This is a genomic window from Streptomyces katrae (genome assembly GCF_002028425.1).
Taxonomy (GTDB): Bacteria; Actinomycetota; Actinomycetes; order Streptomycetales; family Streptomycetaceae; genus Streptomyces; species Streptomyces katrae_A.
Genome location: NZ_CP020042.1, coordinates 6,704,093 through 6,728,774 on the forward strand (window position 1 = coordinate 6,704,093; position 24,682 = coordinate 6,728,774).

Annotated in this window: 20 protein-coding genes and 2 pseudogenes; 11 read left to right on the plus strand and 11 right to left on the minus strand. The window is 74.1% G+C overall.

From position 1 onward, the window contains the following. Window positions 1–254 precede the first annotated feature (254 nt). Window positions 255–1,133, minus strand: coding sequence for a LysR family transcriptional regulator (locus B4U46_RS30380; protein ID WP_079430824.1), 879 nt, complete (start codon window positions 1,131–1,133; stop codon window positions 255–257). A 104-nt stretch (window positions 1,134–1,237) separates the two neighbouring features. On the opposite strand from B4U46_RS30380, the gene B4U46_RS30385 reads away from it, so the two are divergent. The 4 genes from B4U46_RS30385 to B4U46_RS40110 all read left to right on the plus strand — a co-directional run bounded on the left by B4U46_RS30385 (window position 1,238) and on the right by B4U46_RS40110 (window position 5,424). After that, window positions 1,238–1,942, plus strand: coding sequence for a succinate dehydrogenase (locus B4U46_RS30385; RefSeq protein ID WP_079430825.1), 705 nt, complete (start codon window positions 1,238–1,240; stop codon window positions 1,940–1,942). 2 nt (window positions 1,943–1,944) lie between these two features. After that, on the plus strand, window positions 1,945–3,897 hold the full coding sequence (locus B4U46_RS30390; RefSeq protein ID WP_079430826.1) for a fumarate reductase/succinate dehydrogenase flavoprotein subunit: 1,953 nt from the start codon (window positions 1,945–1,947) through the stop codon (window positions 3,895–3,897). Next, window positions 3,894–4,634 (plus strand): succinate dehydrogenase/fumarate reductase iron-sulfur subunit, encoded by a 741-nt coding sequence (locus B4U46_RS30395; RefSeq protein WP_079430827.1) that lies wholly within the window; start codon window positions 3,894–3,896, stop codon window positions 4,632–4,634. The genes B4U46_RS30390 and B4U46_RS30395 overlap by 4 nt, the downstream gene beginning before the upstream one ends. A 136-nt stretch (window positions 4,635–4,770) precedes the next feature. Continuing rightward, on the plus strand, window positions 4,771–5,424 hold the full coding sequence (locus B4U46_RS40110; protein WP_261340949.1) for a hypothetical protein: 654 nt from the start codon (window positions 4,771–4,773) through the stop codon (window positions 5,422–5,424). A gap of 58 nt (window positions 5,425–5,482) precedes the next feature. Here B4U46_RS40110 and B4U46_RS30405 read toward each other — a convergent pair whose 3' ends face one another. After that, window positions 5,483–7,891: an excinuclease ABC subunit UvrA gene (locus tag B4U46_RS30405; protein WP_079430828.1), complete on the minus strand. Its 2,409-nt coding sequence runs from the start codon at window positions 7,889–7,891 to the stop codon at window positions 5,483–5,485. A gap of 873 nt (window positions 7,892–8,764) precedes the next feature. On the opposite strand from B4U46_RS30405, the pseudogene B4U46_RS30415 reads away from it, so the two are divergent. Continuing rightward, a pseudogene (locus B4U46_RS30415) lies at window positions 8,765–9,615 on the plus strand (IS5 family transposase). 144 nt (window positions 9,616–9,759) lie between these two features. Here B4U46_RS30415 and B4U46_RS30420 read toward each other — a convergent pair. From B4U46_RS30420 to B4U46_RS30430, 3 genes are all read right to left on the minus strand, one after another. Further along, a complete protein-coding gene (locus tag B4U46_RS30420; protein ID WP_079430830.1) occupies window positions 9,760–10,752 on the minus strand; it encodes an MsnO8 family LLM class oxidoreductase in 993 nt (330 codons plus the stop codon). A 75-nt stretch (window positions 10,753–10,827) separates the two neighbouring features. Continuing rightward, the gene (locus B4U46_RS30425) at window positions 10,828–11,331 is read right to left on the minus strand and encodes a hypothetical protein (protein WP_079430831.1); all 504 of its coding nucleotides are present in this window, start codon (window positions 11,329–11,331) and stop codon (window positions 10,828–10,830) included. 117 nt (window positions 11,332–11,448) lie between these two features. Beyond that, window positions 11,449–11,664: a dodecin gene (locus B4U46_RS30430; RefSeq protein WP_045951223.1), complete on the minus strand. Its 216-nt coding sequence runs from the start codon at window positions 11,662–11,664 to the stop codon at window positions 11,449–11,451. Between the two features lie 162 nt (window positions 11,665–11,826). Between B4U46_RS30430 and B4U46_RS30435 the strand changes: the two genes are divergently transcribed. The 3 genes and pseudogenes from B4U46_RS30435 to B4U46_RS30445 all read left to right on the plus strand — a co-directional run. Then, a complete protein-coding gene (locus tag B4U46_RS30435) occupies window positions 11,827–13,092 on the plus strand; it encodes an extracellular solute-binding protein (protein WP_079430832.1) in 1,266 nt (421 codons plus the stop codon). Between the two features lie 344 nt (window positions 13,093–13,436). Then, complete coding sequence (locus tag B4U46_RS30440) at window positions 13,437–14,261, plus strand: GNAT family N-acetyltransferase (RefSeq protein ID WP_079430833.1); 825 nt, start codon at window positions 13,437–13,439, stop codon at window positions 14,259–14,261. Continuing rightward, a pseudogene (locus B4U46_RS30445) lies at window positions 14,258–14,791 on the plus strand (lysophospholipid acyltransferase family protein); the annotation flags it as partial. The gene B4U46_RS30440 and the pseudogene B4U46_RS30445, both read left to right, overlap by 4 nt. 575 nt (window positions 14,792–15,366) lie before the next feature. Here B4U46_RS30445 and egtD read toward each other — a convergent pair. The 4 genes from egtD to egtA are packed head-to-tail and all read right to left on the minus strand — an operon-like array spanning window position 15,367 to window position 19,833. Further along, a complete protein-coding gene (gene egtD / locus B4U46_RS30450; protein WP_079430834.1) occupies window positions 15,367–16,356 on the minus strand; it encodes an L-histidine N(alpha)-methyltransferase in 990 nt (329 codons plus the stop codon). Next, the gene (egtC, locus tag B4U46_RS30455) at window positions 16,353–17,111 is read right to left on the minus strand and encodes an ergothioneine biosynthesis protein EgtC (RefSeq protein WP_079430835.1); all 759 of its coding nucleotides are present in this window, start codon (window positions 17,109–17,111) and stop codon (window positions 16,353–16,355) included. The genes egtD and egtC overlap by 4 nt, the downstream gene beginning before the upstream one ends. Beyond that, complete coding sequence (egtB, locus tag B4U46_RS30460; protein ID WP_079430836.1) at window positions 17,111–18,433, minus strand: ergothioneine biosynthesis protein EgtB; 1,323 nt, start codon at window positions 18,431–18,433, stop codon at window positions 17,111–17,113. Before egtB ends, egtC begins: the two co-directional genes overlap by 1 nt. Then, window positions 18,430–19,833 carry an ergothioneine biosynthesis glutamate--cysteine ligase EgtA gene (egtA, locus tag B4U46_RS30465; protein ID WP_079430837.1) on the minus strand — a complete coding sequence of 468 codons (1,404 nt, stop codon included), beginning with the start codon at window positions 19,831–19,833 and terminating at the stop codon, window positions 18,430–18,432. The genes egtB and egtA overlap by 4 nt, the downstream gene beginning before the upstream one ends. 107 nt (window positions 19,834–19,940) lie before the next feature. On the opposite strand from egtA, the gene B4U46_RS30470 reads away from it, so the two are divergent. Continuing rightward, window positions 19,941–20,765: a TIGR02452 family protein gene (locus B4U46_RS30470; protein ID WP_079430838.1), complete on the plus strand. Its 825-nt coding sequence runs from the start codon at window positions 19,941–19,943 to the stop codon at window positions 20,763–20,765. Between the two features lie 28 nt (window positions 20,766–20,793). Here the strand turns inward: B4U46_RS30470 and B4U46_RS30475 are convergent, their stop codons facing one another. Continuing rightward, on the minus strand, window positions 20,794–21,258 hold the full coding sequence (locus B4U46_RS30475) for a type II toxin-antitoxin system PemK/MazF family toxin (protein ID WP_079430839.1): 465 nt from the start codon (window positions 21,256–21,258) through the stop codon (window positions 20,794–20,796). Window positions 21,259–21,372: 114 nt separating this feature from the next. Between B4U46_RS30475 and B4U46_RS30480 the strand changes: the two genes are divergently transcribed. Both B4U46_RS30480 and B4U46_RS30485 read left to right on the plus strand, forming a co-directional pair. Then, window positions 21,373–21,726 carry a VOC family protein gene (locus B4U46_RS30480; protein ID WP_079430840.1) on the plus strand — a complete coding sequence of 118 codons (354 nt, stop codon included), beginning with the start codon at window positions 21,373–21,375 and terminating at the stop codon, window positions 21,724–21,726. Window positions 21,727–21,881: 155 nt separating this feature from the next. After that, a complete protein-coding gene (locus B4U46_RS30485; RefSeq protein WP_079430841.1) occupies window positions 21,882–23,363 on the plus strand; it encodes a cellulose binding domain-containing protein in 1,482 nt (493 codons plus the stop codon). Here the strand turns inward: B4U46_RS30485 and B4U46_RS30490 are convergent. Further along, entirely contained in the window at window positions 23,360–24,640 is a 1,281-nt protein-coding gene (locus tag B4U46_RS30490) for a pyroglutamyl peptidase (protein ID WP_148095245.1), read from the minus strand. The two genes, B4U46_RS30485 and B4U46_RS30490, sit on opposite strands and share 4 nt — an antisense overlap. Between the last annotated feature and the right edge of the window lie 42 nt (window positions 24,641–24,682).

Here is a 24,682-nt window from a genome sequence, read left to right on the forward strand (position 1 = left end):
CCCCGGTTCCGGTCCCGGCCCCGGTCCCCACCCAGGCCCCGGTTTCGGTCCCGGCCCGGGTCCCCACCCCGGCCCCGGACGGGCCCCGGCCCGGGTCCTGGCCCCGGCCCGGGCCGCGGACAAGGACGGGGTTGGGGGGTCGCGTAGGCCGGTTGTGCGGGTTCTCGTCGGGGCCCGGGGTTGCCCGGGGGCAGGGGCGGCCGTGTGCCGGTGGCGGGCGCCGCCTCGGCCCCATGCCGGGGGCTCGGGGCGGCTCAGCCGGTCAGGATGCGTTTCAGTTCGCGGGCCGCGCGGGGTGGGGCCACGTCCGTGCGGTGGGCCAGGGCGATCGTGCGGCGCAGGGGCGAGCCCGCGAGAGGGGTGGCGCGCAGGCCGGGGCCGCCGTGTTCCACGACCATCTCCGGGACCACCGCCACGCCCAGCCCCGCCCGGACGAAACCCAGGACGGCGTCCATCTCGCCGCCCTCCACCGTGAACACCGGCTCGAACCCCGCCGCCCGGCAGGCGCCGACCGTCAGGTCCCGCAGGTCGTAGCCGTGCCGGAACATCACCATGGGCTCCTCGCGCAGGTCCGCGACGCTCAGCTCACCGCCCCCGCCCGGCGGTGGCAGATCGCGGGACGAGACCACCACCAGGTCCTCCGTCAGCAGCTCCACAGTGGTCAGTGCGGGCGCCGACGGCGGCAGCGGCAGGACGATCAGCGCCAGGTCCAGGACCCCGCGTGCCAGTTCCCGCACCAGGTCCAGCGACCCGCCCTCCTCGATCAGCAGCTCGATGCCCGGGTGCGCCGCGTGGAAGGTGCGCAGCACCTCCGGCAGCATCCCCGTGCACACGCTCGGCGTGGCTCCCAGCCGCACCCGGCCGCGCCGCAGCTGGAGCAGCTCCTGCACCTCCAGCCGCGCCGTGTCCGCGTCGGCCAGGATCCGCCGGGCCAGCGGCAGCAGCGCCTCACCCGCGTCGGTCAACGCGATGTTCCCCCGCGCCCGGCTGAACAGCTCGGCGCCCAGCTCCCGTTCGAGCGCCTTGATCTGCTGCGACAGCGACGGCTGGGCCACGTGCTCCCGCTCGGCGGCACGCGTGAAGTGCCGGGTCTCGGCCACGGCCACGAAGTACACGAGCTGCTGGAACTGCATCACCCCAGGCTAGCGGTAATCAGGCGCCTCCATAGGGGATGCCTATCGCGATCAGCTCCACCATGTCTTGGACCTTTCGGGACCTTGGTCCCTACGGTCTCCTTATGGCTCTGGCAACGCGGACGGATCGACGGCCGTCCACCACGCGCACGCTCTGGGACTCCACCGTCGGCAAGAAGTCCGTGATGGCCGTTTCCGGCCTGATCATGCTCGGCTACCTCGTCGCGCACATGTTCGGCAACCTGAAGATCTTCTTCGGTGCCGGCGAGTTCAACGGCTACGCCCACGCCCTGCGCACCCTCGGCGAACCGTTCCTGCACTACGAGTGGGCCCTGTGGACCGTCCGCGTGGTCCTGGTCGCCGCCGTCGTCGCGCACGCCGTCTGCGCCTACCAGCTCAGCCGCCGCGACCTGAAGGCCCGCCCGGTGCGGTACGCCCACAAGCGGCGCCGCGCGAGCTACGCCACCCGCACCATGCGCTGGGGCGGGATCATCCTCGCCCTCTTCATCGTCTGGCACCTCCTCGACCTCACCACGCTCACCGTCAACCAGCGCGCCTGGGCCGGCCACCCGTACGAGAACGTCCTCGCGACCTTCTCCACCTGGTACGGCAACACCATCTACATCGTGGCCATGACGGCCCTCGGCCTCCACGTCCGCCACGGCTTCTGGAGCGCCGCCCAGACCCTCGGCGCGGGCAACGCCCGCCGCGAGCGCGCCCTGAAGTTCCTGGCCAACGCCCTGGCCCTCGTCCTCTTCGCGGGCTTCGTGTCCGTCCCCGTCGCCGTCATGACCGGAGTGGTGAGCTGACCATGAGCACCGAGTACGCCGCCTACACCACCGGCGACCCCATCGCCGACACCAAGGCCCCCGCCGGCCCCATCGCCGAGCGCTGGGACCGCCGCCGCTTCGAGGCGAAGCTGGTCAACCCGGCCAACCGCCGCAAGCACACCGTGATCGTCGTCGGCACCGGCCTGGCGGGCGGTGCCGCCGGCGCGACCCTCGCCGAGCAGGGCTACCACGTGGTCCAGTTCTGCTACAGCGACTCCCCGCGCCGCGCCCACTCCATCGCCGCCCAGGGCGGCATCAACGCCGCCAAGAACTACCGCAACGACGGGGACTCCGTACACCGGCTCTTCTACGACACCGTCAAGGGCGGCGACTTCCGGGCCCGCGAGTCCAACGTCCACCGCCTCGCCCAGATCTCCGTCGAGATCATCGACCAGTGCGTGGCCCAGGGCGTCCCCTTCGCCCGCGAGTACGGCGGCCTCCTCGACACCCGCTCCTTCGGCGGCGTCCAGGTCTCCCGCACCTTCTACGCCCGCGGCCAGACCGGGCAGCAGCTGCTCCTCGGCGCCTACCAGGCGCTGTCCCGCCAGATAGCGGCCGGCAACGTCGAACTGCACGCCCGCACCGAGATGCTGGACCTGATCACCGTCGACGGGGTCGCCCGCGGCATCGTCGCCCGCGACCTCGTCACCGGCCGCATCGACACCTACTACGCCGACGCCGTGGTCCTGGCCAGCGGCGGCTACGGCAACGTCTTCTACCTCTCCACCAACGCCATGAACTCCAACGCGACCGCCGTCTGGCGGGCGCACCGGCGCGGCGCGTACTTCGCCAACCCCTGCTTCACCCAGATCCACCCCACCTGCATCCCGCGCACCGGCGACCACCAGTCCAAGCTCACCCTGATGAGCGAGTCCCTGCGCAACGACGGCCGCATCTGGGTCCCCAAGGCCAAGGGCGACACCCGCCCCGCCGCCGAGATCCCCGAGGACGAGCGCGACTACTACCTGGAGCGGATCTACCCCTCCTTCGGCAACCTCGTCCCCCGCGACATCGCCTCCCGCGCCGCCAAGAACGTCTGCGACGAGGGCCGCGGCGTCGGCCCCGGCGGCCAGGGCGTGTACCTGGACTTCGCCGACGCCATCCGCCGCATGGGCCGCGACAAGGTCGCCGAGAAGTACGGCAACCTCTTCGAGATGTACGAACGGATCACGGCGGAGAACCCGTACGAGGTCCCCATGCGGATCTACCCGGCCGTCCACTACACGATGGGCGGACTGTGGGTCGACTACGACCTCCAGACCACCATCCCCGGCCTGTTCGCGATCGGCGAGGCCAACTTCTCCGACCACGGGGCCAACCGCCTCGGCGCGTCCGCGCTGATGCAGGGCCTCGGCGACGGCTACTTCGTCCTCCCCTCCACCATCAACGACTACCTCGCCCGCCACCCGCACCACGAGGCGGTCGACGACAGCCACCCCGAGGCGGCCGCCGCCGTCCGCGAGACCCGCGACTGCCTCGCCAAGCTGCTGGCCGTCGACGGCGACCGCACCCCCGACTCCTTCCACCGCGAGATCGGCGAACTCATGTGGGAGTACTGCGGGATGGCCCGCACCGAGGAGGGCCTGCGCAAGGCGCTGGCCCGCATCCCCGAGATCCGCGAGGAGTTCTGGCGGCGCATCAAGGTCCCCGGCAGCGGCGAGGAGTTCAACCAGTCGCTGGAGAAGGCCAACCGCATCGTCGACTACCTCGAACTCGCCGAGCTGATGTGCCTCGACGCCCTCCACCGCGCCGAGTCCTGCGGCGGCCACTTCCGCGAGGAGTCCCAGACCCCGGACGGCGAAGCGGCCCGCCGCGACGAGGAGTTCGGCTACGCGGCCGCCTGGGAGTACCGCGGCACCAGCGCCGCACCCGTCCTGCACAAGGAAGACCTGGTCTTCGAGTACGTCCACCCCACCCAGCGGAGCTACGCATGAAGCTCACCCTGCGCGTCTGGCGCCAGCGAAGCGCCGACGCCCCCGGCGCCATGGCCTCCTACGAGGTCGACGGCATCTCGAAGGACATGTCCTTCCTGGAGATGCTCGACACCCTCAACGAGGACCTCATCCTGCGCGGCGAGGACCCGGTCGCCTTCGACCACGACTGCCGCGAGGGCATCTGCGGCGCGTGCAGCCTCGTCATCAACGGCGACGCCCACGGCCCCGAACGCACCACCACCTGCCAGCTCCACATGAGGTCCTTCACCGACGGCGACACCATCGACGTCGAACCCTGGCGGGCCTCGGCCTTCCCCGTGGTCAAGGACCTCGTGGTGGACCGCAGCGCCTTCGACCGGATCATCCAGGCCGGCGGCTACATCACCGCCCCCACCGGCTCCGCGCCCGAGGCCCACGCCACCGCCGTGCCCAAGCCGGCCGCCGACTCGGCGTTCGAGCACGCCGAGTGCATAGGCTGCGGCGCCTGCGTGGCGGCCTGCCCCAACGGCTCCGCGATGCTGTTCACCTCCGCCAAGGTCAACCACCTGAACGTGCTCCCGCAGGGTTCGCCCGAGCGCGAGACACGCGTGCTGGACATGGTGGCGCAGATGGACGACGAGGGTTTCGGCGGCTGCACCCTGACCGGCGAGTGCGCCACCGCCTGCCCGAAGGGCATCCCGCTGCCGTCGATCGCCGCGATGAACAAGGAATGGCTGAGGGCGCTGCGCAAGCGCTGACCCGCTCCGGCGGCCCTCCGCGTGCGCCCGAACGGCCGACCCGGCCTGACGACCCGATCCGCCGACCGGGCGCACGTGGGCGCCGTCCGCCGCGCCGCGCCCCCGCCGCGTCCGCCCGGCGGGGCACAGTGGGCGCATGCCAGCAGCCTCCGGCGGCCCCGGACCGCACCGCCGCACCGTGCTCGCAGCCCTGGCCGCCCTGGCGCCCCTCGCGGCGGCCGGGTGTACGGAGCAGGAGCGCCGCCCGCCCGCGCCCGGACCGCAGCCGCCCGCCAAGGACGCCCTCGTCATGGTGATCCCGCACGCGGAGAAGCCCTATGCCGGAGCCACCGGTGAGGACGACGAGGGCAACGAGGACCCCGGCTTCCTCGCCGGACGGGGCCGCCGCCGCGCCGAGGAACTGCACCGCCTCTTCGGCCCCGCCCACGGCGCCCCGCTGCCCCGGCCCGCCGCGCTCTTCGCCACCGGGGGACCGCAGTCCGCCCCCGCCCGGTGCCGGCAGACCCTGGCGCCCCTGGCCACCGCCCTGCGGGTCCCCGTGCAGGACCGGTTCGCCCTCGGCGCCGAGACGGACCTCGCCCCGGCCGTCCTGGCCGCCCCGGCGCCGGTCCTGCTGTGCTGGGAGCCCGCCGGCATCCCCCGCCTGGTCCAGGCCCTCGGCGCCCACGGCGTCCTGGGCCTCCCCGCGGCCTGGCCCGACCGCAGCGACCTCGTCTGGACCCTCACCCGCAGCCGCGGCACCTGGTCCTTCCGCGAACTCCCGCAGCACCTCCTGCCCGGGGACGCGTAAGGCCCGGGAGCGCGCAGGCCCGGGGCCGTCCGGCAGGCCCCGGGCCCTCCGGCGCGCCCTACCGGCCCAGCGCCCGCGCCAGGTAGGGGCCCGTGCGGCCGGCCGCCGACGCGGCCACCTCCGCCGGCGGGCCGCAGGCCGTGATGCGGCCGCCCTCCGTGCCGCCGCCCGGACCCAGGTCGATCACCCAGTCGGCCCCCGCCACCACCTCCATGTCGTGCTCCACGACCACCACCGAGTGGCCCGCATCCACCAGCCCGTGCAACTGCCGCAGCAGCACCCGCACATCGGCCGGGTGCAGCCCCGTCGTCGGCTCGTCCAGCAGGTACAGGGTGTGGTCGCGGCGCGACCGCTGGAGCTCCGTCGCCAGTTTGATCCGCTGGGCCTCGCCGCCCGACAGCTCCGTGGCCGGCTGCCCCAGCCGCAGGTAGCCCAGGCCGATCTCCTGCAGCGCCCGCAGGCTGCGCGCCGCCGCCGGGACCTCCGCGAAGAAACCGGCCGCCGCCTCCACCGTCAGCCCCAGCACCTGCGCGATGTCCAGCCCCTCGTAACGGACCTCCAGCGTCTCGGCGTTGTACCGGGCGCCGGCGCACTGCGGGCAGGGGGCGTACGTACTGGGCAGGAACAGCAGCTCCACCGAGACGAAGCCCTCGCCCTGACAGGTCTCGCAGCGGCCGCCCGGCACGTTGAAAGAGAACCGGCCCGCCTTCCAGCCGCGCTCCCGTGCCTGCGCGGACGCCGTGAACAGCTTGCGCACGACGTCGAACAGCCCCGTGTACGTCGCCAGGTTGGAGCGCGGCGTCCGGCCGATCGGCTTCTGGTCCACCTCCACCAGCCGGCGCACCGGGAAGTCCGGGCCGCCCAGCCGCGCGGCCACCTCCTCCGCGAGCACCCGGCCGACCAGGGTGGACTTCCCCGAACCCGACACCCCGGTCACGGCGGTGAAGACCCCGAGCGGGAACTCGGCCGTCAGGTCACGGAGGTTGTGCCGCCGGACCCCCTCGAGCCGGACCGAGCCGGTGGCGGTGCGCACCGGCCGGGCGGCCCCGGAGGCGGCGGCCGGCGCGAACAGGTGCCGGGCCGTCGCCGACTCCGCGACCCCCGCCAGGCCGCCGGGCGGCCCGCTGTACAGCACCCGGCCGCCGTGCTCGCCGGCCAGCGGGCCGACGTCCACCAGCCAGTCCGCGCGCCGCACTACGTCCAGGTGGTGCTCCACCACGAACACCGTGTTCCCCGCCGCCTTGAGCCGTTCCAGCACGCCCAGCAGCGCCTCGGTGTCGGCCGGGTGCAGCCCCGCCGACGGCTCGTCCAGCACGTAGACCACCCCGAACAGCCCCGACCGCAGCTGGGTCGCCAGCCGCAGCCGCTGGAGCTCCCCCGCCGACAGGCTCGGCGCCGTCCGGTCCAGGCTCAGATAGCCCAGCCCCAGCTCCGTGACCGGCGCGATCCGCGCCCGCAGGTCAGCCACCAGCACCCGCGCCGCCTCGGTGTCCGGTGCGGACTCGGCCAGCACGGAGTCCAGCTCGCCCAGCGCCAGCGCCGCCAGCTCCGCGATCGTCCGCCCCGCGAAGGTCACCGCCAGGGCCTCCGGCCGCAGCCGCCGCCCCTCGCACACCGGGCAGGACGCGTCGGTGAGGAACTTCTCGGCGCGCGCCCGCAGGGTGGCGCTCTTGGTGTCGGAGAAGGTCCGCATCACATAGCGGTGGGCGCTCATGTACGTGCCCTGATAGGGGCGTTGGATGCGGTCCGCCTCGCGCACCGGGTGCACCGTCACCACGGGCTGTTCCTCGGTGAACAGGATCCACTCCCGGTCCTCGGCCGGCAGCTCCCGCCAGGGCCGGTCCACGTCGTGGCCGAGCACCTCCAGGATGTCCCTCAGGTTCTTGCCCTGCCAGGCCCCCGGCCAGGCGGCGATCGCGCCCTCACGGATCGACAGGCCCGGGTCGGGGACGAGCAGTTCCTCGCTGGTGCGGTGGATCCGGCCCAGGCCGTGGCAGGAAGGGCAGGCGCCGGAGGCGGTGTTGGGGGAGAAGGAGTCGGAGTCGAGCCGCTCGGCGCCGGGCGGGTAGTCGCCGGCCCGGGAGAACAGCATCCGCAGGGAGTTGGAGAGCAGGGTCACCGTTCCCACCGAGGAACGCGAGCCGGGGGAGGAGCGGCGCTGCTCCAGGGAGACGGCGGGCGGCAGCCCGGTCACCGAGTCCACCTTCGGCGCGCCGATCTGGTGGATCAGACGCCGGGCGTACGGGGCCACGGACTCGAAGTAGCGCCGCTGGGCCTCGGCGTAGAGCGTGCCGAAGGCCAGGGAGCTCTTCCCGGACCCCGACACCCCGGTGAAGACGGTCAGGGTGTCGCGCGGGATGTCCACGTCCACCCCGCGCAGGTTGTGCTCCCTGGCGCCGCGGACCCGTACGCAGGGATCGAGGGCGTCGCGGGGGACGGCGGGGGCATCGGGGGAAGGCTGGTGCATTCGCCCCAGTCTAGAGCGACCGGCAAATGGATCATTTGAGGCGTCGGGTCGTGGGGCGAGTGTCCCAGCGGCAACGTGGCCGCGCGGCGGATGAGCATACGGAGCGTGACGAGTGTGGCGGCAAGGTAGAGGTCCGCGGTACCCACCGCCTCCCAGTCTGGCCTCTCCGCAGATGGACGTCTTACCGATTGGTAGGTTGACGTCCGCAGCGAGGCAGTCTGGGGGAACTGGTGGGGATGCGAAGTGGGCGCCGAGGCGCCGGGGTGCTGTGGACGTGGGGCGCGGCCGCTCTGGCGGTCCTGGGCGGAGTGAGCTGGCTGCTGGCATGGGGCATGGCCCCGCCGGAGGGGTCTGTGACGGCGTTGACGGGGCGGGGGCCTAGGGGTTTCGCCACTTCGGTGCTGGGCGCGGTTGCTGCCGGGGCCTGGATGGCCGCGTCCGGTGCGCTCGCGATTGCGCTGGTCATTGGGGCGGTGGATACAGTGCGGGGCTGTTGGCGTGCTGGTCGCCGGTCGGGTATGAGCGCCGGCGCTCTGCTGGCAGTAGGCGTGGCCGGTGGGGCAGTCCTGGCCTGGGTGCACCGGATGCTGGCGGAGATCGTCCCGGAAGGCTCCATCGAGGTGCGGCCACACCCGGGCGCCATGGGGTTCATGGAGGTTTCGTACGGGCCCGATCTGGTCGGGATCGTGCTGATGGTCGTGGCGGTGGGCCTTGTCCGGGGATGCCGCCGTGCTGGTCGTCAGCCGAGGGGCCATGGGCCAGGCGCCCGCGCGTAAACCGGCGCATGGTGCTGGCTGCCGTGGGATGTCATCCCGGCCGTGAGGGCAGGCACGCGCGTGGAGTTCTCTTCGCTCAGTGATCACCGGAGGGCCCGTGCCCGCAGTGCCGTCTTGCCTGCTCGAACCCCTGTGGAATCAGTTCGCCGCCCTACTGCCGACGCGGGGTGAGTTCGCGGCGACCCATCCGCTGGGCTGCCACGCCGTCGGATCCCGGACCGGGTGGTCTTCGAGCACATCGTGCAGGCTCTGGTGCACGGTTCCGGGTACGAACGGATCTCCAGTCCTGGCTGCTCGGACCGCACGATCCGGCGCCGCATCAAATCATGGGCCCAGATGGGGATATCGGAGCAGGTCCATGCGCTGGCTCTCGAGGCACACGACCGCATGATCGGCCTTGGACTGGCCGAGATCGCCGTGGACGGCTGCATCACCGAGGCACCCTCGGGTGGCCAGCGGGCCGGCCGCTCCCCAGTCGACCGGGGCAAGCGGGGCCTGAGGCGATCGGTGTCCTCGGACGAGGCCGGGGTGCCGCTGGGCATCGTCTCCACCGGTGCCAACCGACACGACTCACCTCTGCTCCGTCCCACTCTGGAAGCGATGAAAGCTCAGGTCGGACCCCTGCCGGTGGAGGTGAACGTCAACCTTGACCGCGGATACGACAGTGCCCAGACCCGTTTCTTGCTGGACGGGTTCGGCTTCACTGGCGAGATCGCCCGGAAAGGGGTCCCCGCCCCGATCCAGGCCGGGAAGCGGTGGGTAATCGAGCGGACCCACTCCTGGATGAACGGCTACGGCAAGCTGCGACGTTGCACCGAGAAGGCCGGTCAGGCCGTGGACTTCTACCTCGACCTTGCCGCCGCACTCGTCACGCTCCGTATGCTCATCCGCCGCGCGACCAGCCGCTACCGCTGGGACACCCGCCCCACGACCCGACGCCTCAAGTGATCCATCTGCCGGTCGGTCTTTGTGGCGTACGAGGTCCGGTGGTGCGGCCGGAGCCATGGCAGCAGGGCCCACGGCGCGCGGAGCCCCGGCGGCCGTGGGCCCTGGCAGCCGTGACCCCGGCAGCCGGGGCCACGGCATCCGGAGCTACCGCAGCCCGGCGATCCGCGACAGCCGGCGGAAGGAGTCGAGCAGGGCCGCCCGGTCGTACGTGGAAGTGGTGACCAGCAGCTCGTCCGCCCCGGTGGCCTCCGCCAGGGCGGCCAGGCCGGCCGCGACCCGTTCCTCCGTACCCGCGAGGTGCCCGGCGAGGGCGCCCTCGTACAGCTCCCGCTCCTTCGGGCCGAGCTCCATCGCCTCGACCTCTTCGGCCGGCCGCAGGGGCGGGAAGCTGCCCCGCGTCCGCGAGTGCGCCAGGGACCAGGCCTCCGGCACCAGGATCCGCCGCGCGGCCTCCTCGCTCTCCGCGACCGCCACCGTCCCCGAGACCACCACGTACGGCTCGGCGCCCCACGCCGACGGCCGGAACTCCCTGCGGTACGCCGCGACGGCCTCCGCCACCCGGGCGCGGGCCCGCAGGTCGCCCACCACCACCGGCAGCCCGGCCCGGGCGGCGATGGACGCACCCGCGCCGGTGGCCAGCACGAACGGCGGGATCCGCAGCCCCTCCGCCGGACGGGCGTGCACCTCGGGGTGGACGCGCTGGGTGCCGTCGATCCAGCCCAGCAGCTCCGCCAGCTGCTCCTCGAACCGGTCGGCGTCGCCCGTGTCACGGCCCAGGGCGCGCCGGATGCCGCCGGTGAAGCCGACCGAGCGGCCGAGGCCCATGTCGATGCGGCCGGGGAACAGCGCCTCCAGCACCCCGAACTGCTCGGCGACCACCAGCGGCTGGTGGTTGGGCAGCATCACCCCGCCCGTGCCGACCCGGATCCGCCGGGTGGCGGCCGCCACGGCCGCGGCCAGGACGGTGGGGGCGGAACCGGCGACCCCGGGCACGCTGTGGTGCTCCGACACCCAGAAGCGGTGGTAGCCCAGTTCCTCGGTGGCGCGGGCGAGTTCCACCGTGTCGCGCAGGGCCTGTGCCGCCGGGTGTCCCTCGCGGACGCGGGACCGGTCGAGGACCGAGATTCTTGGGATCACACCCCTCTTCAACGCCCGGCGCCGCCGGGGATTCCCGGCAGCCGGGGTCCCCTCGTCAGGTACGGCTCCCCCTCCTCAGGTACGGCTCCCGCCCTCGCTCTCCTGCGCGCTCTTGAGCTCCGCCGACTGCGCCGCCCAGTCCGCCGCCAGCACCGTGAAGCCTGCGGCGCGGGCGGCCTGGCAGACGAGCTGGTCGTCGTCGACCAGCACCCGCACCTCGCGGCCCCGCGCGATCCGCTGGAGAACCTCCAGCTTGGTCACGCGGGCCGGCCGCCGGTCCCGGTCGCCGCGCATCCACACCCGGCCCTCGGGCAGCCCGTGCCGGGCCAGCCAGTCGGCGGTGTCCGCCCGGCAGCGCTCCGGCCGGCCGGTCAGGTACACCACTTCGCAGTCGGCCGCGCTCTGCACCGCCAGTTCCACCCCGCGCGCGAGCGGCGGGTCGGCAGGCGCCGCGCCGAAGAACCCGTCCCAGTCGCGGGGCCGGCGCTCCAGGAAGTGCTGGCGGTGGCCGGTGTCGGCGAGCGTGTTGTCGATGTCGAAGACGGCCAGCGGACGGCGCGGTGCGGTGGTCTCGGTCATGCCCGCAGCCTAGGCGCAGCGCTGCGCGACCCGGCCGCCGGGGCGCCGGGCCGCCGGGCCGCCCGGGAGCGCGGCAGGGGTCCCCGCGGACGGGCTCGCGGACGGCCCGTCGGTCCGTCAGTCCTCGCCGTCGAGGCGGAAGCCCACCTTCAGTCCGACCTGGTAGTGCGCGATCTGCCCGTTCTCGATGTGCCCGCGCACCTGTGTGACCTCGAACCAGTCCAGGTTGCGCAGGGTCTGCCCGGCGCGCGTGATCCCGTTCCGGATGGCCTGATCGATGCCCTCGTGGGAGGTGCCGACGATCTCGGTCACCCGGTAGGTGTGGTTGGACATGGGGCCTCCCGCCAGTTGTCGCTTTTGCCTTGTTCCACGGTGCCCCAGTAAGGCCGTGTCCGCGAACTTTGCGTGAACAGTCCCGGCGGGAAGCCCCTTGACCGGCCCATTGGTCTATGCCAATTTCAAGCCATCTGAGATCCAGCCCAGAAGGTGACCCTCGTGAAGAAGCGCTTCCTCGCCGTGTGCACGGCCCTCGCGGCAGCCACCGCCCTGACCGCCGGCTGCGGCGTTCTGGCCGGATCGGACGGCGGGCCCCGGACGGTGACGCTCTGGCTGATGAAGGGCAGCGCCTCGGAGGGGTTCATCGAGAAGTTCACCGCCGACTTCGAGAAGGAGCACCCCGGCATCCACCTGGACGTGAAGATCCAGGAGTGGAAGGGCATCGGCGACAAGGTCAACGCCGTCCTCGCCGGCAAGGGCAAGGAGCACGCCGACGTCATCGAGGTCGGCAACACCCAGGTGGCCCAGTACGTCGAGACCGGCGGGCTCTCCGAGCTCACCCTGGAGGGCCTGCGCACCTGGGGCAGCAAGGACTGGCTCAAGGGCCTCTCCGACCCGGGAAGCGTCAACGGGGCCCAGTACGGCGTCCCCTGGTACGCCGCCAACCGGGTGGTCATCTACAACAAGGACCTCTTCGCGAACGCCGGGATCAAGACCCCGCCCAAGAACCGCCAGGAGTGGATTTCGGCCACCCAGAAGCTCGACAAGGGCGACCAGCAGGGCATCTACCTCCCCGGCCAGAACTGGTACGTCCTCGCCGGCTTCGTCTGGGACGAGGGCGGCGAGCTCGCCGTCGAGACGGGCGGCCAGTGGGTGGGCGCCCTCGACGACGAGAAGGCCCTCGCCGGGATGGACTTCTACAAGCAGCTCCAGGCCCTCGGCAAGGGCCCGAAGAACGCCGACGAGGAGACGCCCCCGCAGGCCGAGGTCTTCGCGCGCGGCCAGGTCGCCCAGATCATCGCCCCGCCCGGGCAGGCGGCCGCGATCGAGGCGGCCAACCCCGCGCTCAAGGGCAAGCTCGGCTACTTCCCCATCCCCGGCAAGACCTCGGAGAAGGCCGGCTCCGTCCTCACCGGCGGCTCCGACCTGATCATCCCGGCGAAGACGGCGAACCGGACCGACGCCGTCGACCTGATCACCGCCCTGGTCAGCGAGAAATGGCAGACGGAGCTCGCCCGCACCATGAGCTACGTCCCCAACAAGACCACCCTCGCCCGGGTGGTCGAGGGCAACGAGGGCGCCGCCGCGATGGCCGCCGGAGCCGCCCAGGGCCGGGCCACGCCGAAGTCCGGGCGCTGGGCCGCAGTCGAGGCCAAGAACCCGCTCAAGCCCTACATGACGGCCGTGCTCAGCGGCCAGGACCCCCGCCAGGCGGCGAAAACGGCCTCGGAGACCATGGCCCAGGTCCTGAACTCCGACCGCTGAGCCCCGAACGCTGCCCCCGGCCGCTGGGCCCAGACCCCTGGGCCCAGACCCCTGGGCCCAGACCCCTGAGCCCAGACCCCTGAGCCCAGGCCCCTGAGGTCCGAACGTCGAGGCCGTCCGCCGGGCGCCTGATCCGTGCGGCGGGCGGGCTCATGATCTGCTGATCCGACGGGCCGCTGAGCCGCTGAGCTGCGCGCCCGGCCCGTCGCCGCCCGCCGAGTTCAGCCTCCGCACATCCGGGGGCCGCTGGGCGGTCATGTCGAATCCAGCCGGTCACGGAAGAAGTAAAGGAGCCGGGTCCGCCACCCGCGGCCCGGCTCCCCGTGCCCGGATCAGGAGCAGCCATGACCATCGCCCCCCTGTCCCCGTCCCCCCTCGCACCCGCAGCCCCGGCCGTCCCCGCCCCGGCCCCCGCCGCACCCGCCGCCCCCTCCGCCGCCCCCCGGTACGCCGTCCGCCTCGCCCGTGACGAGGACGAGGTCCGCGCCGCCCAGCGGCTGCGCCACCAGGTCTTCGCCGGAGAGCTCGGTGCCCGCCTCGACGGCCCCGAGCCGGGCCTGGACTCCGACGCCTTCGACGCCTACTGCGACCACCTCCTGGTCCTCGACGAGGAGACCGGCCAGGTCGTCGGCACCTACCGGCTGCTGCCCCCGGAGCGCGCCGCGGTCGCCGGACGGCTCTACTCCGAGGGCGAGTTCGACCTCTCCGCCCTCGCCCCGATCCGTTCCGACCTGGTCGAGGTCGGCCGCTCCTGCGTCCACCCCGACCACCGCAATGGCGCCGTCATCGCGCTCATCTGGGCCGGCCTCGCCCGCTACATGGAGCGCACCGGCCACAACTGGCTCGCCGGGTGCTGCTCGATACCGCTCGCCGACGGCGGGGTGCTGGCCGCGGCCACCCGCGAGACCGTCCTGGCCCGCAACCTCGCCCCGCAGGAGTACCGGGTCACCCCGCACCTGCCGTGGAGCGCCGAGGGCATCACCCTCCCCGGCACCCGCCTGGAGCTGCCGCCGCTGCTGCGCGGCTACATCCGCCTCGGCGCCTGGGTCTGCGGGGAGCCCGCCCTCGACGCCGAGTTCGGCTGCGCCGACCTGTACGTGCTGCTCTCGCTGCGCCGGACCAACCCGCGCTACCTGAGCCACTTCCTCTCGCTCGCCCCGGCCGCATGAGCAACTGGCTGCTCCCCACCGCGCCCTGCACCCCGCAGGCCTGCGCCGGCCACCCGGGCCGGGCCGCGAGCGTCCCGCACGCGGTGCTCCGGCTGGCCGGCGCCCTCGCGCTGGTCCTGCTGGCGGTCCCGGCCGCCCCGCCGGTGCGGCTGCTGCCCGCCCGGCCCCGGCGCGCGCTGATCCGGGCCTGGTGCACCGTGCTCCTGCGGTCCCTGGGGATACGGATCACCGTGCACGGCACCCCGGGACCGGACGGGGGCCGCCTCATCGTCGCCAACCACATCTCCTGGACGGACATCCCGCTCGTCGCAGCCGCCCTGCCCAGCCGGATGCTGGCCAAGAGCGAGATCGGCGCCTGGCCGGTGCTGGGGCGGCTCGCTGCCCGGGCGGGCACCCTGTTCATCGAACGCGACCGGATCCGGGCCCTGCCCCGGACCGTGGCGACGATCGCCCGGGCGCTGAGCGCCGGGGACCGGGTCACCGTCTTCCCCGAGGGCTGCACCTGGTGCGGGCGCGCCCAGGGGCCGTTCCGGCGGGCCGCGTTCCAGGCGGCGCTGGACGCGGGGGTGCCCGTACAGCCCGTGCGGATCGCCTACCGGCTGGGGGACGGGGAGTTCGCCGGGGCGCCCGCCTTCGTCGGGGACGACACGCTGACGGCCTCCCTGTGGCGGATCGCCCGCGCCCGGGGCGTACGCGCCGAGGTGCGGCTGCTGCCCCGGATCCCGGAGGGCCGTCACGCCGACCGGCGCGCGCTCGCGGCGGCCGCGCAGCGGGCGGTCCTCGGGACCCGGGAGCCGCAGCGGACCCCGCTGGCCGGCGTACCGGCCCAGCAGCGCCCACAGCACACCCCGGCCGCGCACACCCCGGCCGCGCACGGAGCGGCCGCAAACACACCGGCCGCACACGCACCGGCCGCGCACGGAGCGGCCGCAAACACACCGGCCGCACACGCACCGTCCGCGCACGGAGCGGCCGCAAACACACCGGCGGCGCACGCACCGGCCCCGCACACGGCCCTGCACACCCCGGCCGCGCACACCCCGGCCGCGCACGGAGCGGCCCCGCACACCCCGGCCCGGCGCGCGCCCGTACGCCGGTCCTCGGCTCAGTCCACGGCCACCGAGTCCACCGAGCCGTCCGCCACCGACAGCGACAGCGCGAACCGGCCCTCGGAGTCCGTCCACCAGTGGGACAAATCCAGCCCCGCCTCCGCGAGTTCCTTCCGCACCCCCTCCTGACGGAACTTCGCCGAGATCTCCGTGAGGATCTCCTCACCCTCGGCGAACGGCACCACCAGATCCAGCGCCCGGATCTTCACCGTCACCGCCGACCGGGCCCGCAGCCGCATCTCGATCCATTCGTGCTCCCGGTTCCACACCGCCACGTGGTCGAAGTCGGCGGTGTGGAAGTCCGCGCCCAGCTCCCGGTCGATCACGGCCAGCACGTTCTTGTCGAACTCCGCCGTCACCCCCTGCGCGTCGTCGTACGCCGCCACCAGCACGGCCTCGTCCTTCACCAGGTCCGTGCCCATCAGCAACGCGTCCCCCGGCGAGAGCATCGCCCGTACGGACGCCAGGAACACCGCCCGCTCCGGCGGCAGCAGGTTCCCGATCGTGCCGCCCAGGAACACCACCAGCCGCGGCCCGGGAGAGTCGGGCAGGTGCAGCGGCCCCGTGAAGTCCGCCAGCAGCGCGTGCACCTTCAGCCCCGGATGCGCCGCCAGCAGCGCCTCCGCCGCCCCCGTCAGGGCGCTCTCGCTGACGTCCACCGGGACGTACGTCTCCAGCGCCGGCAGCGCCTCGATCAGGTGCCGGGTCTTCTCCGAGGAGCCGGAGCCCAGCTCCACCAGCGTGCGCGCCCCGCTGACCGCCGCGATCTCCCGGGCCCGCTCCAGCAGGATCTCCCGCTCGGCGCGCGTCGGGTAGTACTCCGGCAACCGGGTGATCTCCTCGAAGAGTTCACTGCCCCGGGCGTCGTAGAACCACTTCGGCGGCAGCTCCTTGGGGAAGCGGGTCATCCCGCGCAGGACGTCCTTGCGCAGCGCCCTGTCGGCGGCGTGCTCGTCGAGGGTCCGGGTCATCTGGAAGTCGCTCACGGGGTGCTCTCCTTCAGGGGGATCAGGGCGACCCGCGTGCGGGTGGCGGTCAGCAGGCTCCGGTCGGGCACCTCGCACCAGCCGGTGTCGTCGTCGTACGGCTCGGACGCCACGACCACCCGCCCCGACGGGCTGCCGGGCAGGTACCAGAGGGAATCGCCCCAGGCGGTGGCGGCGATCGAGACGCCGTCGGTGAGCAGCAGGTTCAGCCGGGAGCCCTGTGCAGCGGCGGCCAGTTCGCGGACCGCCTCCGCCAGGGCCGTGCCCGGGTCGTCGCCCTGCCGCAGCCGGTGCAGGACCAGGGCCCACACCAGCGCGGAATCGGTGCGCGCGGCCAGCTCCAGCAGGGCGTGGGCCGGCAGGGCCGCCGCGAGCGGCGCCGCCGTGTCCGGCCAGCCGCGTACCGCACCGTTGTGGCTGAACAGCCAGGGCCCCGAGGCGAACGGGGCCGCCGCGGCCTCCCCGTCCGCGCCCGCGAAGGTGGCGTCGCGCACGGCGGCCAGCAGGGCCCCGCTGCGCACCACCCGGCCCAGGTCGGCGAAGCCCTCGTCCCCCCACACGGGCCCGGCGCGCCGGTAGCGGGCCGGAACCGGGTCGCCGGCCGCGTACCAGCCGACGCCGAAGCCGTCGGCGTTGACGGTGCCGTACCGCTGCCGGCGCGGCGCCCAGGACTGCCGCACGAGCGAGTGCTGCGGATCGCCCAGTACGGCGCTCAGGGGTATCTCCGGTCCCAGATAGGCCAGGTGACGGCACATCAGACGTCCCTCGCGGTACGGAAGCCGGAGAAGATCTGCCGGCGCACCGGCAGGTCCCAGTTGCGGAACGTGCCCCGGCAGGCCACCGGGTCGACCGCGAACGAGCCGCCGCGCAGCACCTTGTGCTCCGGCCCGAAGAACACCTCCGAGTACTCCCGGTACGGGAAGGCGCGGAACCCCGGGTACGGAAGGAAGTCCGAGGCGGTCCACTCCCACACGTCGCCGATGAGCTGGCGCACCCCCAGCGGGGAGGCCCCGGCCGGGTAGCAGCCGGCGCGGGCCGGGCGCAGGTGGCGCTGGCCCAGGTTGGCGTGGAGGGGGGTCGGATCGGCGTCGCCCCAGGGGTAGCGGCGGGAGCGGCCGGCGGCCGGGTCGTGACGGGCCGCCTTCTCCCACTCCGCCTCGGTGGGCAGCCGGCGGCCCGTCCAGCGGGCGTAGGCGTCGGCCTCGTACCAGCTCACGTGCAGGACCGGTTCGTCGTCGGGCACCGGCTCGGTCACCCCGAACCGGCGGCGCAGCCACTGGCCGGCCTCGCGCCGCCAGAACAGCGGGGCCCCGATGTCATGGCGGCGGATCTGCTCCCAGCCCTCGGCCGCCCACCAGCGGGGGTCCGTGTAGCCGCCGTCCGCGATGAAGGCCTGGTAGGCGCCGTTGGTCACCGGCACGGTGTCGATCCAGAAGGAGGCCACCTCCCGCACGTGCGCGGGCCGTTCGTTGTCCAGTGCCCACGGCTCGGCCGAGGTGCCCATGATGAACGGGCCTCCCGGCACCAGTACTTCGGCCGCGGCCGGGGCCGGACCCTGCGGCGGCTGCGGATCCTCCGCGGTCAGTACGGGTTCGCCCGCCCGTAGCTGATGGGTGATCAGCATGGTCTCGTCGTGCTGCTGCTCGTGCTGGGCGATCATCCCGAAGGCGAACCCCCGGTCGAGCAGGGCCGTTCCCTCCAGCGGGGTGCGGTCCAGCAGGTCGAACACCCGCCCGCGGACCTCGGCCGCGTACCGGCGGGCCTCATCCGGGCCCAGTAGCGGCAGCTTCGGCCGCTCCGCGCGCGGGTGCTGGAAGGCGTCGTACAGGGAGTTGATCTCGGGACGCAGGAACTCGCGGCCGGCCACGTTGCGCAGCAGCCACAGCTCCTCCTGGTTCCCGATGTGCGCCAGGTCCCACACCAGCGGGGACATCAGGGGGGAGTGCTGCGCGGTCAGGTCCGGGTCGCTGACGACGTCGGTCAGCCCGGCCGTACGGGCCCGGGCGGCGGTCAGGGCGGCCGCGGCACGCTCGCGCAGCACGTCGGGACGGATCTCGGGGTGGGTCTCGGTGGTCACGGGCGCGGTCCCTTCGCGGCGGGCGGCCGCCGGCGGTGTGCCGCCGGGCCGGTGTCTTCCATGGCTGCCGGAGCGGTGCTCGCGGCGGCCCGGGTGCGTCCGGCGACCAGGGCGTGGTCCACGTCGTCGGCCGGGCAGCGCCCGCGCCTCACGTAGCGCCCGGCGAAGGCCTCCACCGCGTCCTGGACGCAGCGGTCCGCTCCGAGCCGGGGCAGGGCCTCCGCGGCCGCCGCGAAGCAGGCCGTGGCGGCCGCCCGCAGGTCCGGGTCCGCCAGCGCGCCGCGTGCGGCGGTCCGCCACAGCGGGTTGCGGGGCGCGCTCCGGGTCCCGTAGGCGTCGGCCAGGGCCTTCACCGCCCGGTAGGCCGTCTCGGCGGCCTCCGGGTCGTCGAAGAGTGCGTGCACCACGGCCACCGGGACCGTCCAGCCGTCCTCCCCGGGCTGCGCGTCGATCATCCGCAGCTCCAGGTGGCCGCGCGGGCGCACGGGCGGGAAGAGGGTGGTGAGGTGGTACTCCAGGTCCGCGGCCGTGGGCCGCCGGGCGGGGCCCGGTCCGTGGCCGTCCGTGCGCAGCCAGTCGCGGAAGGTCAGACCGTGCGGCACCGTCCAGGATCCGTCGCCGGCCCCCCGTACGCACATCACCTCGGTGTCCAGCGCGTGCGCGGCCCAGGCCGCACGGGGTTCGGCGTCCAGCGGCGGGGCCAGTGCGCGCCGCGGGTCGATGTCGCTCCAGATCCCCTGCCGCGCGCACCGCCAGCCCTCGTACGGGCCCTCGCGGCCGGGGGAGTTGGCGAAGGCGGCCACGAGTACGGCGCCCAGGAGGTGGGCGAGCCGCCAGCGCCTCCCGTACCCGAGCGGGCCCGGCTCCTCGTGCCCGGCGTCCACGCAGACCTGCACGGAGGCGGAGGAGCGCATCATGGCCCGGCCGGCGGGGCCGGTGCGGTCGAAGTAGGTCTCCATCGCGTCGTAGCGCGGGCTGGCCAGGAGGCGGCGCAGGGGCTTTCGGGGGTCCTCGCCGAGGCCGTGGAGGACGAGGCCGCGCTCGCGCAGGACGCCCCGTACGGCGGCGAGGTCGGCGCGGAGCCCGTCGAGGCAGGCGGTGAGGGAGGCGGCGGGGGCGGAGCTGAGCTCCAGCTGGCCGCCGGGTTCGACGGTGACCCGGGACCCCAGGGGCAGGGCCCGGGCGGCCGCGTGGGCGTCGGTGAGGCGGTCGGGGGGAAGCGGCAGCCAGGGGCGCTCGGCGTCCAGGACGAGCCATTCGAGCTCGGCGCCGAGGGTGCGGGGCGGACCGGTCTTGAAGCAGATGCCGTGGATCAGGTCCTCGGCGGCCGCCTCGCCGAGGGGGGCGTCCGCGGAATCCGCGGGATCGTGGACGTGTGGAGCGGGTGAGTTCTCGGACATGACCGGAACCTCGTCTCCTGTAGTCGGCCGTGATGTCACCCGTGCCTACCCGTCCTCGGGGTGCTAATTCCTTTGCCGCTCCCGTGCCCGCGCCGCAGGATTGCCGCGTGAGCAGCAGATTGCGCGAGATCGCGCGGGAGAACGCACTGGTCGTGGCGGCCGGCGGGTACCGGGCGCGGTCGGGGCGGTGGGTCTCCCTCGCCGCCGGCCTGGCGGAAGCCAAGGCCGGAACCAGGATATATGGGCCAAACTCGGTCATTCCAGACGATGGGTCCGTCAGGGGGAGCCTGCGGACGGTCTTCGAGGTCACGGGGGAGAGCAGCACGGCCGCGGCGCGTCGCCTCGCGCAGCCGCCCGGCCAGGGCCCGGTCGCGGTGCTGAACTTCGCCTCGGCCCGCAATCCCGGCGGCGGCTACGTCCGCGGCGCCAAGGCGCAGGAGGAGGCGCTCTGCCGGGCCTCGGCGCTGTACGAGACCCTGCTGGAGGCCCCGGAGTACTACGAGGTCCACCGAGCGGGCAGGAGCACCTTCTACACCGACCGGGTGATCCACTCACCCGGGGTGCCGGTGTTCCGCGACGACCGGGGCGACCTGCTGGAGACCCCGTTCCGGGCCGGGTTCCTCACCTCCCCGGCCCCGAACGCGGGCACGATCCGCCGCCAGGAGCCGGAACGAGCCCCGGAGATCCCGGCGGCCCTGGCCCGTCGGGCGGAGCGCGTCCTGGAGGTGGCCGCACTGCACGGCTACCGGGCGCTGGTGCTCGGCGCCTGGGGCTGCGGGGTGTTCCGCAACGACCCGGCGGAGGTGGCGGAGGCCTTCCGCCACCTGCTGACGGGCCGCTTCACGGGAACCTTCGACCGGGTCGTCTTCGCCGTCCTGGACCGCAACCCGGCCCCGCGCGAAGCCTTCACCCGGGCCTTCGCCGACGCCTGAGTCCGAGAGCGGGTCCGGGCCCGTCCGGCTACCGCCAGCCGTAGCGCTCGCGCAGGCGGTCGACCACCCGCTGGAAGCGGGGCCGGTCCAGGGCGCATGCCTCGCGGCGCATGCCCGCCTCGTGGACGCGCAGCACCCGGTCGACGTCCACCCAGGACTCCCGCCCGGCGGCGTCCCAGGGGCCGGAGCCGATCGGGACCCACTCCCGGTCGGCGTCGTGCCGCTTGCTGGACAGCTGGACCGCCAGCACGGTCGACCCGCCCGCCTCGCGCGCGACCACCAGCACCGGCCGGTCCTTGCCCCGCCCGTCGTTCTCCTCGAACGGGACCCAGGTCCACACGATCTCCCCGGGGTCGGGGTCCCCGTCCGGGTCGGGGGCGTACTCGGTGCGGACCGGGCCGATCGCGAGGGGGTCGGCCTCGACGGTGGCGGCGAAGCCGTCCCGCCCGGGCTGCTCGACGTATCCGTTGCCGTGATGTGAAAGTGCCGTCATCCGGGCGAGGTTAGCGGGTGCGCGGGCCCGGGAGGGGGAGGAGGGCGGCGCCGGTCCCGTCCGGCCCGGCGGCGCCTCGGCCCTCCCGGGCGCCCGCCCTGGCAGGATGGCGGCATGGAACGAGTGCTGGGAATCGGCGGCTATTTCATCCGGGCGAGCGACCCGGCGGCCCTGACCGCGTGGTACCGCGACTGCCTGGGCCTGGACCTCGACGAACACGGCCTGTGGCGGCCGGAGTCCGGGCCCACCGTGTTCGCTGCCTTCGAAGCCGGTACGGAGTACTTCGGCTCCCGCGCCCAGGGGACCATGCTCAACTTCCGCGTCCGCGACCTGGACGCGATGCTCGTGCAGCTGCGGGCGAAGGGCGCCGATGTGGCCGGGGAGGTCCAGGAGATGCAGGGCGTGGGCCGCTTCGCCTGGGTCACCGACCCGGAGGGAAACCGCGTGGAACTGTGGCAGCCCGCCTGAGCGGCCCGCCTGATCCACCCTGATGGCCCCCTTACCGCCGCCTTAAGCGGAGCTTAGGGTTCCCACATCGCACCCCGAAACGAACGATTGTCCGTTTCGGGGCCGCTAGCGTGCTGCCGCATCCCCAACTCCCCAGTAATAGAGGCAGGCACGCCATGGGCAGCACCACCCGTCACCGTCGCAGGGCCGGCGGCAGGGCGAAGGCCGCGGGCGCGATCGTGGTGGCGGCGGTGATCGGCGGCGCGGCCCTCGCGTTCACCGGTACCGCGCAGGCCACCGCCGTCGGCGCCGTGTACACCACCTCCAGCGCCTGGAGCGGTGGTTACACCGGCCAGTACGTCATCACGAACGGCACCGGCCGCACCCAGTCGGACTGGACCCTGCGGTTCGACCTGCCGGCCGGCACGAGGATCGACTCCCTGTGGAACGGCACCCACACCGTCGACGGGCAGCACGTCACCGTGAAGCCCGCGAGCTGGAACCGGGAGCTCGCGCCCGGGGCCTCCGTCACCGTCGGCTTCGTCGCGAGCGGCGCCGGTGCCCCCGGCGCCCCCAAGGGGTGCCTGATCAACGGGGTCAAGTGCTCCGTCGACCAGAGCGCGACCCCGCAGCCCAGCGGCCGCCCCACCACCCCGCCCGCCCCGGCCCCGACCGCCACGAAGGGACCGGTGGCGACGGCCTCCGCGACGTCCGCCCCCACCGCCAAGCCCACCGCGACCGCGCCGGCCCCCGGGCCCGGCGGGGGCGGGGCGCGCTTCGCGCCGTACGTCGACACCTCCCTCTACCCGGCCTACGACCTCCTCGACACCGCGACGAGCACCGGGGTGCGGGAGTTCCACCTCGCCTTCGTCACCGCCGGCGCCGGGTGCACCCCGCTGTGGGGCGGGGTCACCGATCTGGCGAGCGACAAGGTGGCGGGCCAGATCGGCGCGCTGCGCGCCCGGGGCGGCGACGTGCGGGTGTCCTTCGGCGGGGCCGCCGGCCGCGAGCTGGCGCTGAACTGCGCGAGCGCCGACGAGCTGGCGGCGGCCTACGGGAAGGTGGTCGACCAGTACCGGCTGACCAAAGTCGACTTCGACATCGAGGGCGCGGCCCTGCCCGACACCGCCGCCAACTCCCGCCGCGCCCAGGCCATAGCCCGGCTGCAGCAGTCCCACCCGGGCCTGGACGTGGCGTTCACCCTGCCGGTGATGCCCGAAGGGCTGACCCAGCCGGGCGTGGCCCTGCTCGCCGACGCCCGCCGGGGCGGGGTGCGGATCGACTCCGTCAACATCATGGCGATGGACTACGGGCAGGCGTACGGCGGGGACATGGGGCAGTACGCCATCCAGGCCGCGACGGCCACCCAGGCCCAGCTGAAGGGGGTCCTCGGACTGTCCGACCAGGCGGCCTGGAAGGCCCTGGCCGTCACCCCGATGATCGGCGTCAACGACGTCGCGTCGGAGGTCTTCTCCGTCTCCGACGCGACGCAGCTCGTGGAGTTCGCCTCGGCGAAGGGCATCGGACGGCTGGCCATGTGGTCCGCGGCCCGCGACGCCCAGTGCCCCGCGGGCGCGCTGAACCACGCGGAGCCCACCTGCAGTTCGGTCCTCCAGCAGCCGCTGGCCTTCACCAGGGCCTTCGGCGCACTGCGTTAGGGCGTGGCGGGGCCCCCGGAGGAGGCGCGGAGCAGCTCCAGCACCTGCGCGGTGATCGCGGCCTCGTTCCGCTCGAACTCCGGCCCGGTCAGCCGGTCCGGCTCGGCGGGCAGGCCGGTCAGGACGGGGGTGTGCAGGTGCCCGCCGGGCAGGGCGGGGCGCAGTTCCAGCCGGAGCCGGTTGGAGCGGTAGGCGACCTCGTTGGAGAGGTAGCCGCCGCCCCCGCCCGCGACGGCGCGGGAGCCGGGGGTGGGCCCGTCCTCGCGGTCCACCGGAGCCGTCTCCCCGGCCGGTATCTCGGTGACGGCGGTGTTGAGCCGTACGGGGTAGGGCGCCTGGACGGCGGTCATGGCGTCCGTGGGCAGGCTGGTGCGCAGGAACTCCGCGCCGGGACCGAGGCCCGGCGCGGTGGCCGGGTGCTCGGGCGTACCGCCCGCCAGGGCGCCGGCGTTGTCGGGGTACGGGTCGGCCGAGCGGTTGCGGCCGGCCCAGGCCTCCAGGGTGAACAGGCCGGGGTAGCCCTGGCTGATGCTGGTGATCATGTCGGCGGAGCGGGGGCCCGCCGCCAGCCGGGGCGCGTAGGCCCGTTCGACGATCCCGGCGTCGAAGTCGGCGTAGCGGACCGGCAGGACGACGGCCCGGATCTCGGCGGTGGTGCCGTCGGCCAGGGTGATGCGGCGGCCGTTGAGCTGGAGGGCCGCCGAGCCGGAGGGGTTGGCCCGCCGCAGCTCGGTGTCCAGGCCGAAGGGGTCGAACCCGCTGACGAAGATCCGCCGGACGCCCCGGGTGCCGCGGAACTCGTTGGCGGTCAGACCCCGCGAGGCGTCCTCGAACCGGGACTTCAGCGCGGCCCGGTCCACCGTGAACCCGGGCTGCCAGGCGTCGAGTTGCACGGTCATCGCGAGCCGGGTCCAGTACAGCGGCCGGTCGTCCCGGTCCGGCAGGTCACCGCCCGGCCGGCGCCCCTGGGCCCGGTTCACCGCGGCCTGCCACAGGGCCTCGCCCCACGCGTCGAGCAGCCGCTCCGCCCCGGCGGCGTCGCGTACGCCGCACAGCGCGGCCGGGAAGCGGCGTACGAAGCCGTCGAGGCCGGCCCGCCCGGGGAAAGCGGTCGCCCGGGGATCGGAGAGCCGGCCCTGTTCGGCGTCGGGCGCGGCGGGCGCCTGCGCTCCGGCGGTGCAGGCGGGCGCGGGGTCCGCGTGGGCGGTGGCGGCCGGGAGCAGGGCGGTGATCCCGAGGAGGGCGGCGGCGAGGGCCGTACGGCGTAAGAGCATCATGCCGTGTGACATTACATAGAGGGTGCCGGGTCCGGGAGGCGA

Coding starts and splice junctions, on each gene's coding strand:
- B4U46_RS30440 (WP_079430833.1), top strand. CDS start 13,437: ATGACCATCGCCCCCCTGTCCCCGTCCCCCCTCGCACCCGCAGCCCCG.
- B4U46_RS30475 (WP_079430839.1), bottom strand. CDS start 21,258: ATGACGGCACTTTCACATCACGGCAACGGATACGTCGAGCAGCCCGGG.
- B4U46_RS30430 (WP_045951223.1), bottom strand. CDS start 11,664: ATGTCCAACCACACCTACCGGGTGACCGAGATCGTCGGCACCTCCCAC.
- egtA (WP_079430837.1), bottom strand. CDS start 19,833: ATGTCCGAGAACTCACCCGCTCCACACGTCCACGATCCCGCGGATTCC.
- B4U46_RS30425 (WP_079430831.1), bottom strand. CDS start 11,331: ATGACCGAGACCACCGCACCGCGCCGTCCGCTGGCCGTCTTCGACATC.
- B4U46_RS30385 (WP_079430825.1), top strand. CDS start 1,238: ATGGCTCTGGCAACGCGGACGGATCGACGGCCGTCCACCACGCGCACG.
- egtC (WP_079430835.1), bottom strand. CDS start 17,111: ATGTGCCGTCACCTGGCCTATCTGGGACCGGAGATACCCCTGAGCGCC.
- B4U46_RS30480 (WP_079430840.1), top strand. CDS start 21,373: ATGGAACGAGTGCTGGGAATCGGCGGCTATTTCATCCGGGCGAGCGAC.
- B4U46_RS30405 (WP_079430828.1), bottom strand. CDS start 7,891: ATGCACCAGCCTTCCCCCGATGCCCCCGCCGTCCCCCGCGACGCCCTC.
- B4U46_RS30395 (WP_079430827.1), top strand. CDS start 3,894: ATGAAGCTCACCCTGCGCGTCTGGCGCCAGCGAAGCGCCGACGCCCCC.
- B4U46_RS40110 (WP_261340949.1), top strand. CDS start 4,771: ATGCCAGCAGCCTCCGGCGGCCCCGGACCGCACCGCCGCACCGTGCTC.
- B4U46_RS30390 (WP_079430826.1), top strand. CDS start 1,945: ATGAGCACCGAGTACGCCGCCTACACCACCGGCGACCCCATCGCCGAC.
- B4U46_RS30380 (WP_079430824.1), bottom strand. CDS start 1,133: ATGCAGTTCCAGCAGCTCGTGTACTTCGTGGCCGTGGCCGAGACCCGG.
- B4U46_RS30485 (WP_079430841.1), top strand. CDS start 21,882: ATGGGCAGCACCACCCGTCACCGTCGCAGGGCCGGCGGCAGGGCGAAG.
- B4U46_RS30490 (WP_148095245.1), bottom strand. CDS start 24,640: ATGATGCTCTTACGCCGTACGGCCCTCGCCGCCGCCCTCCTCGGGATC.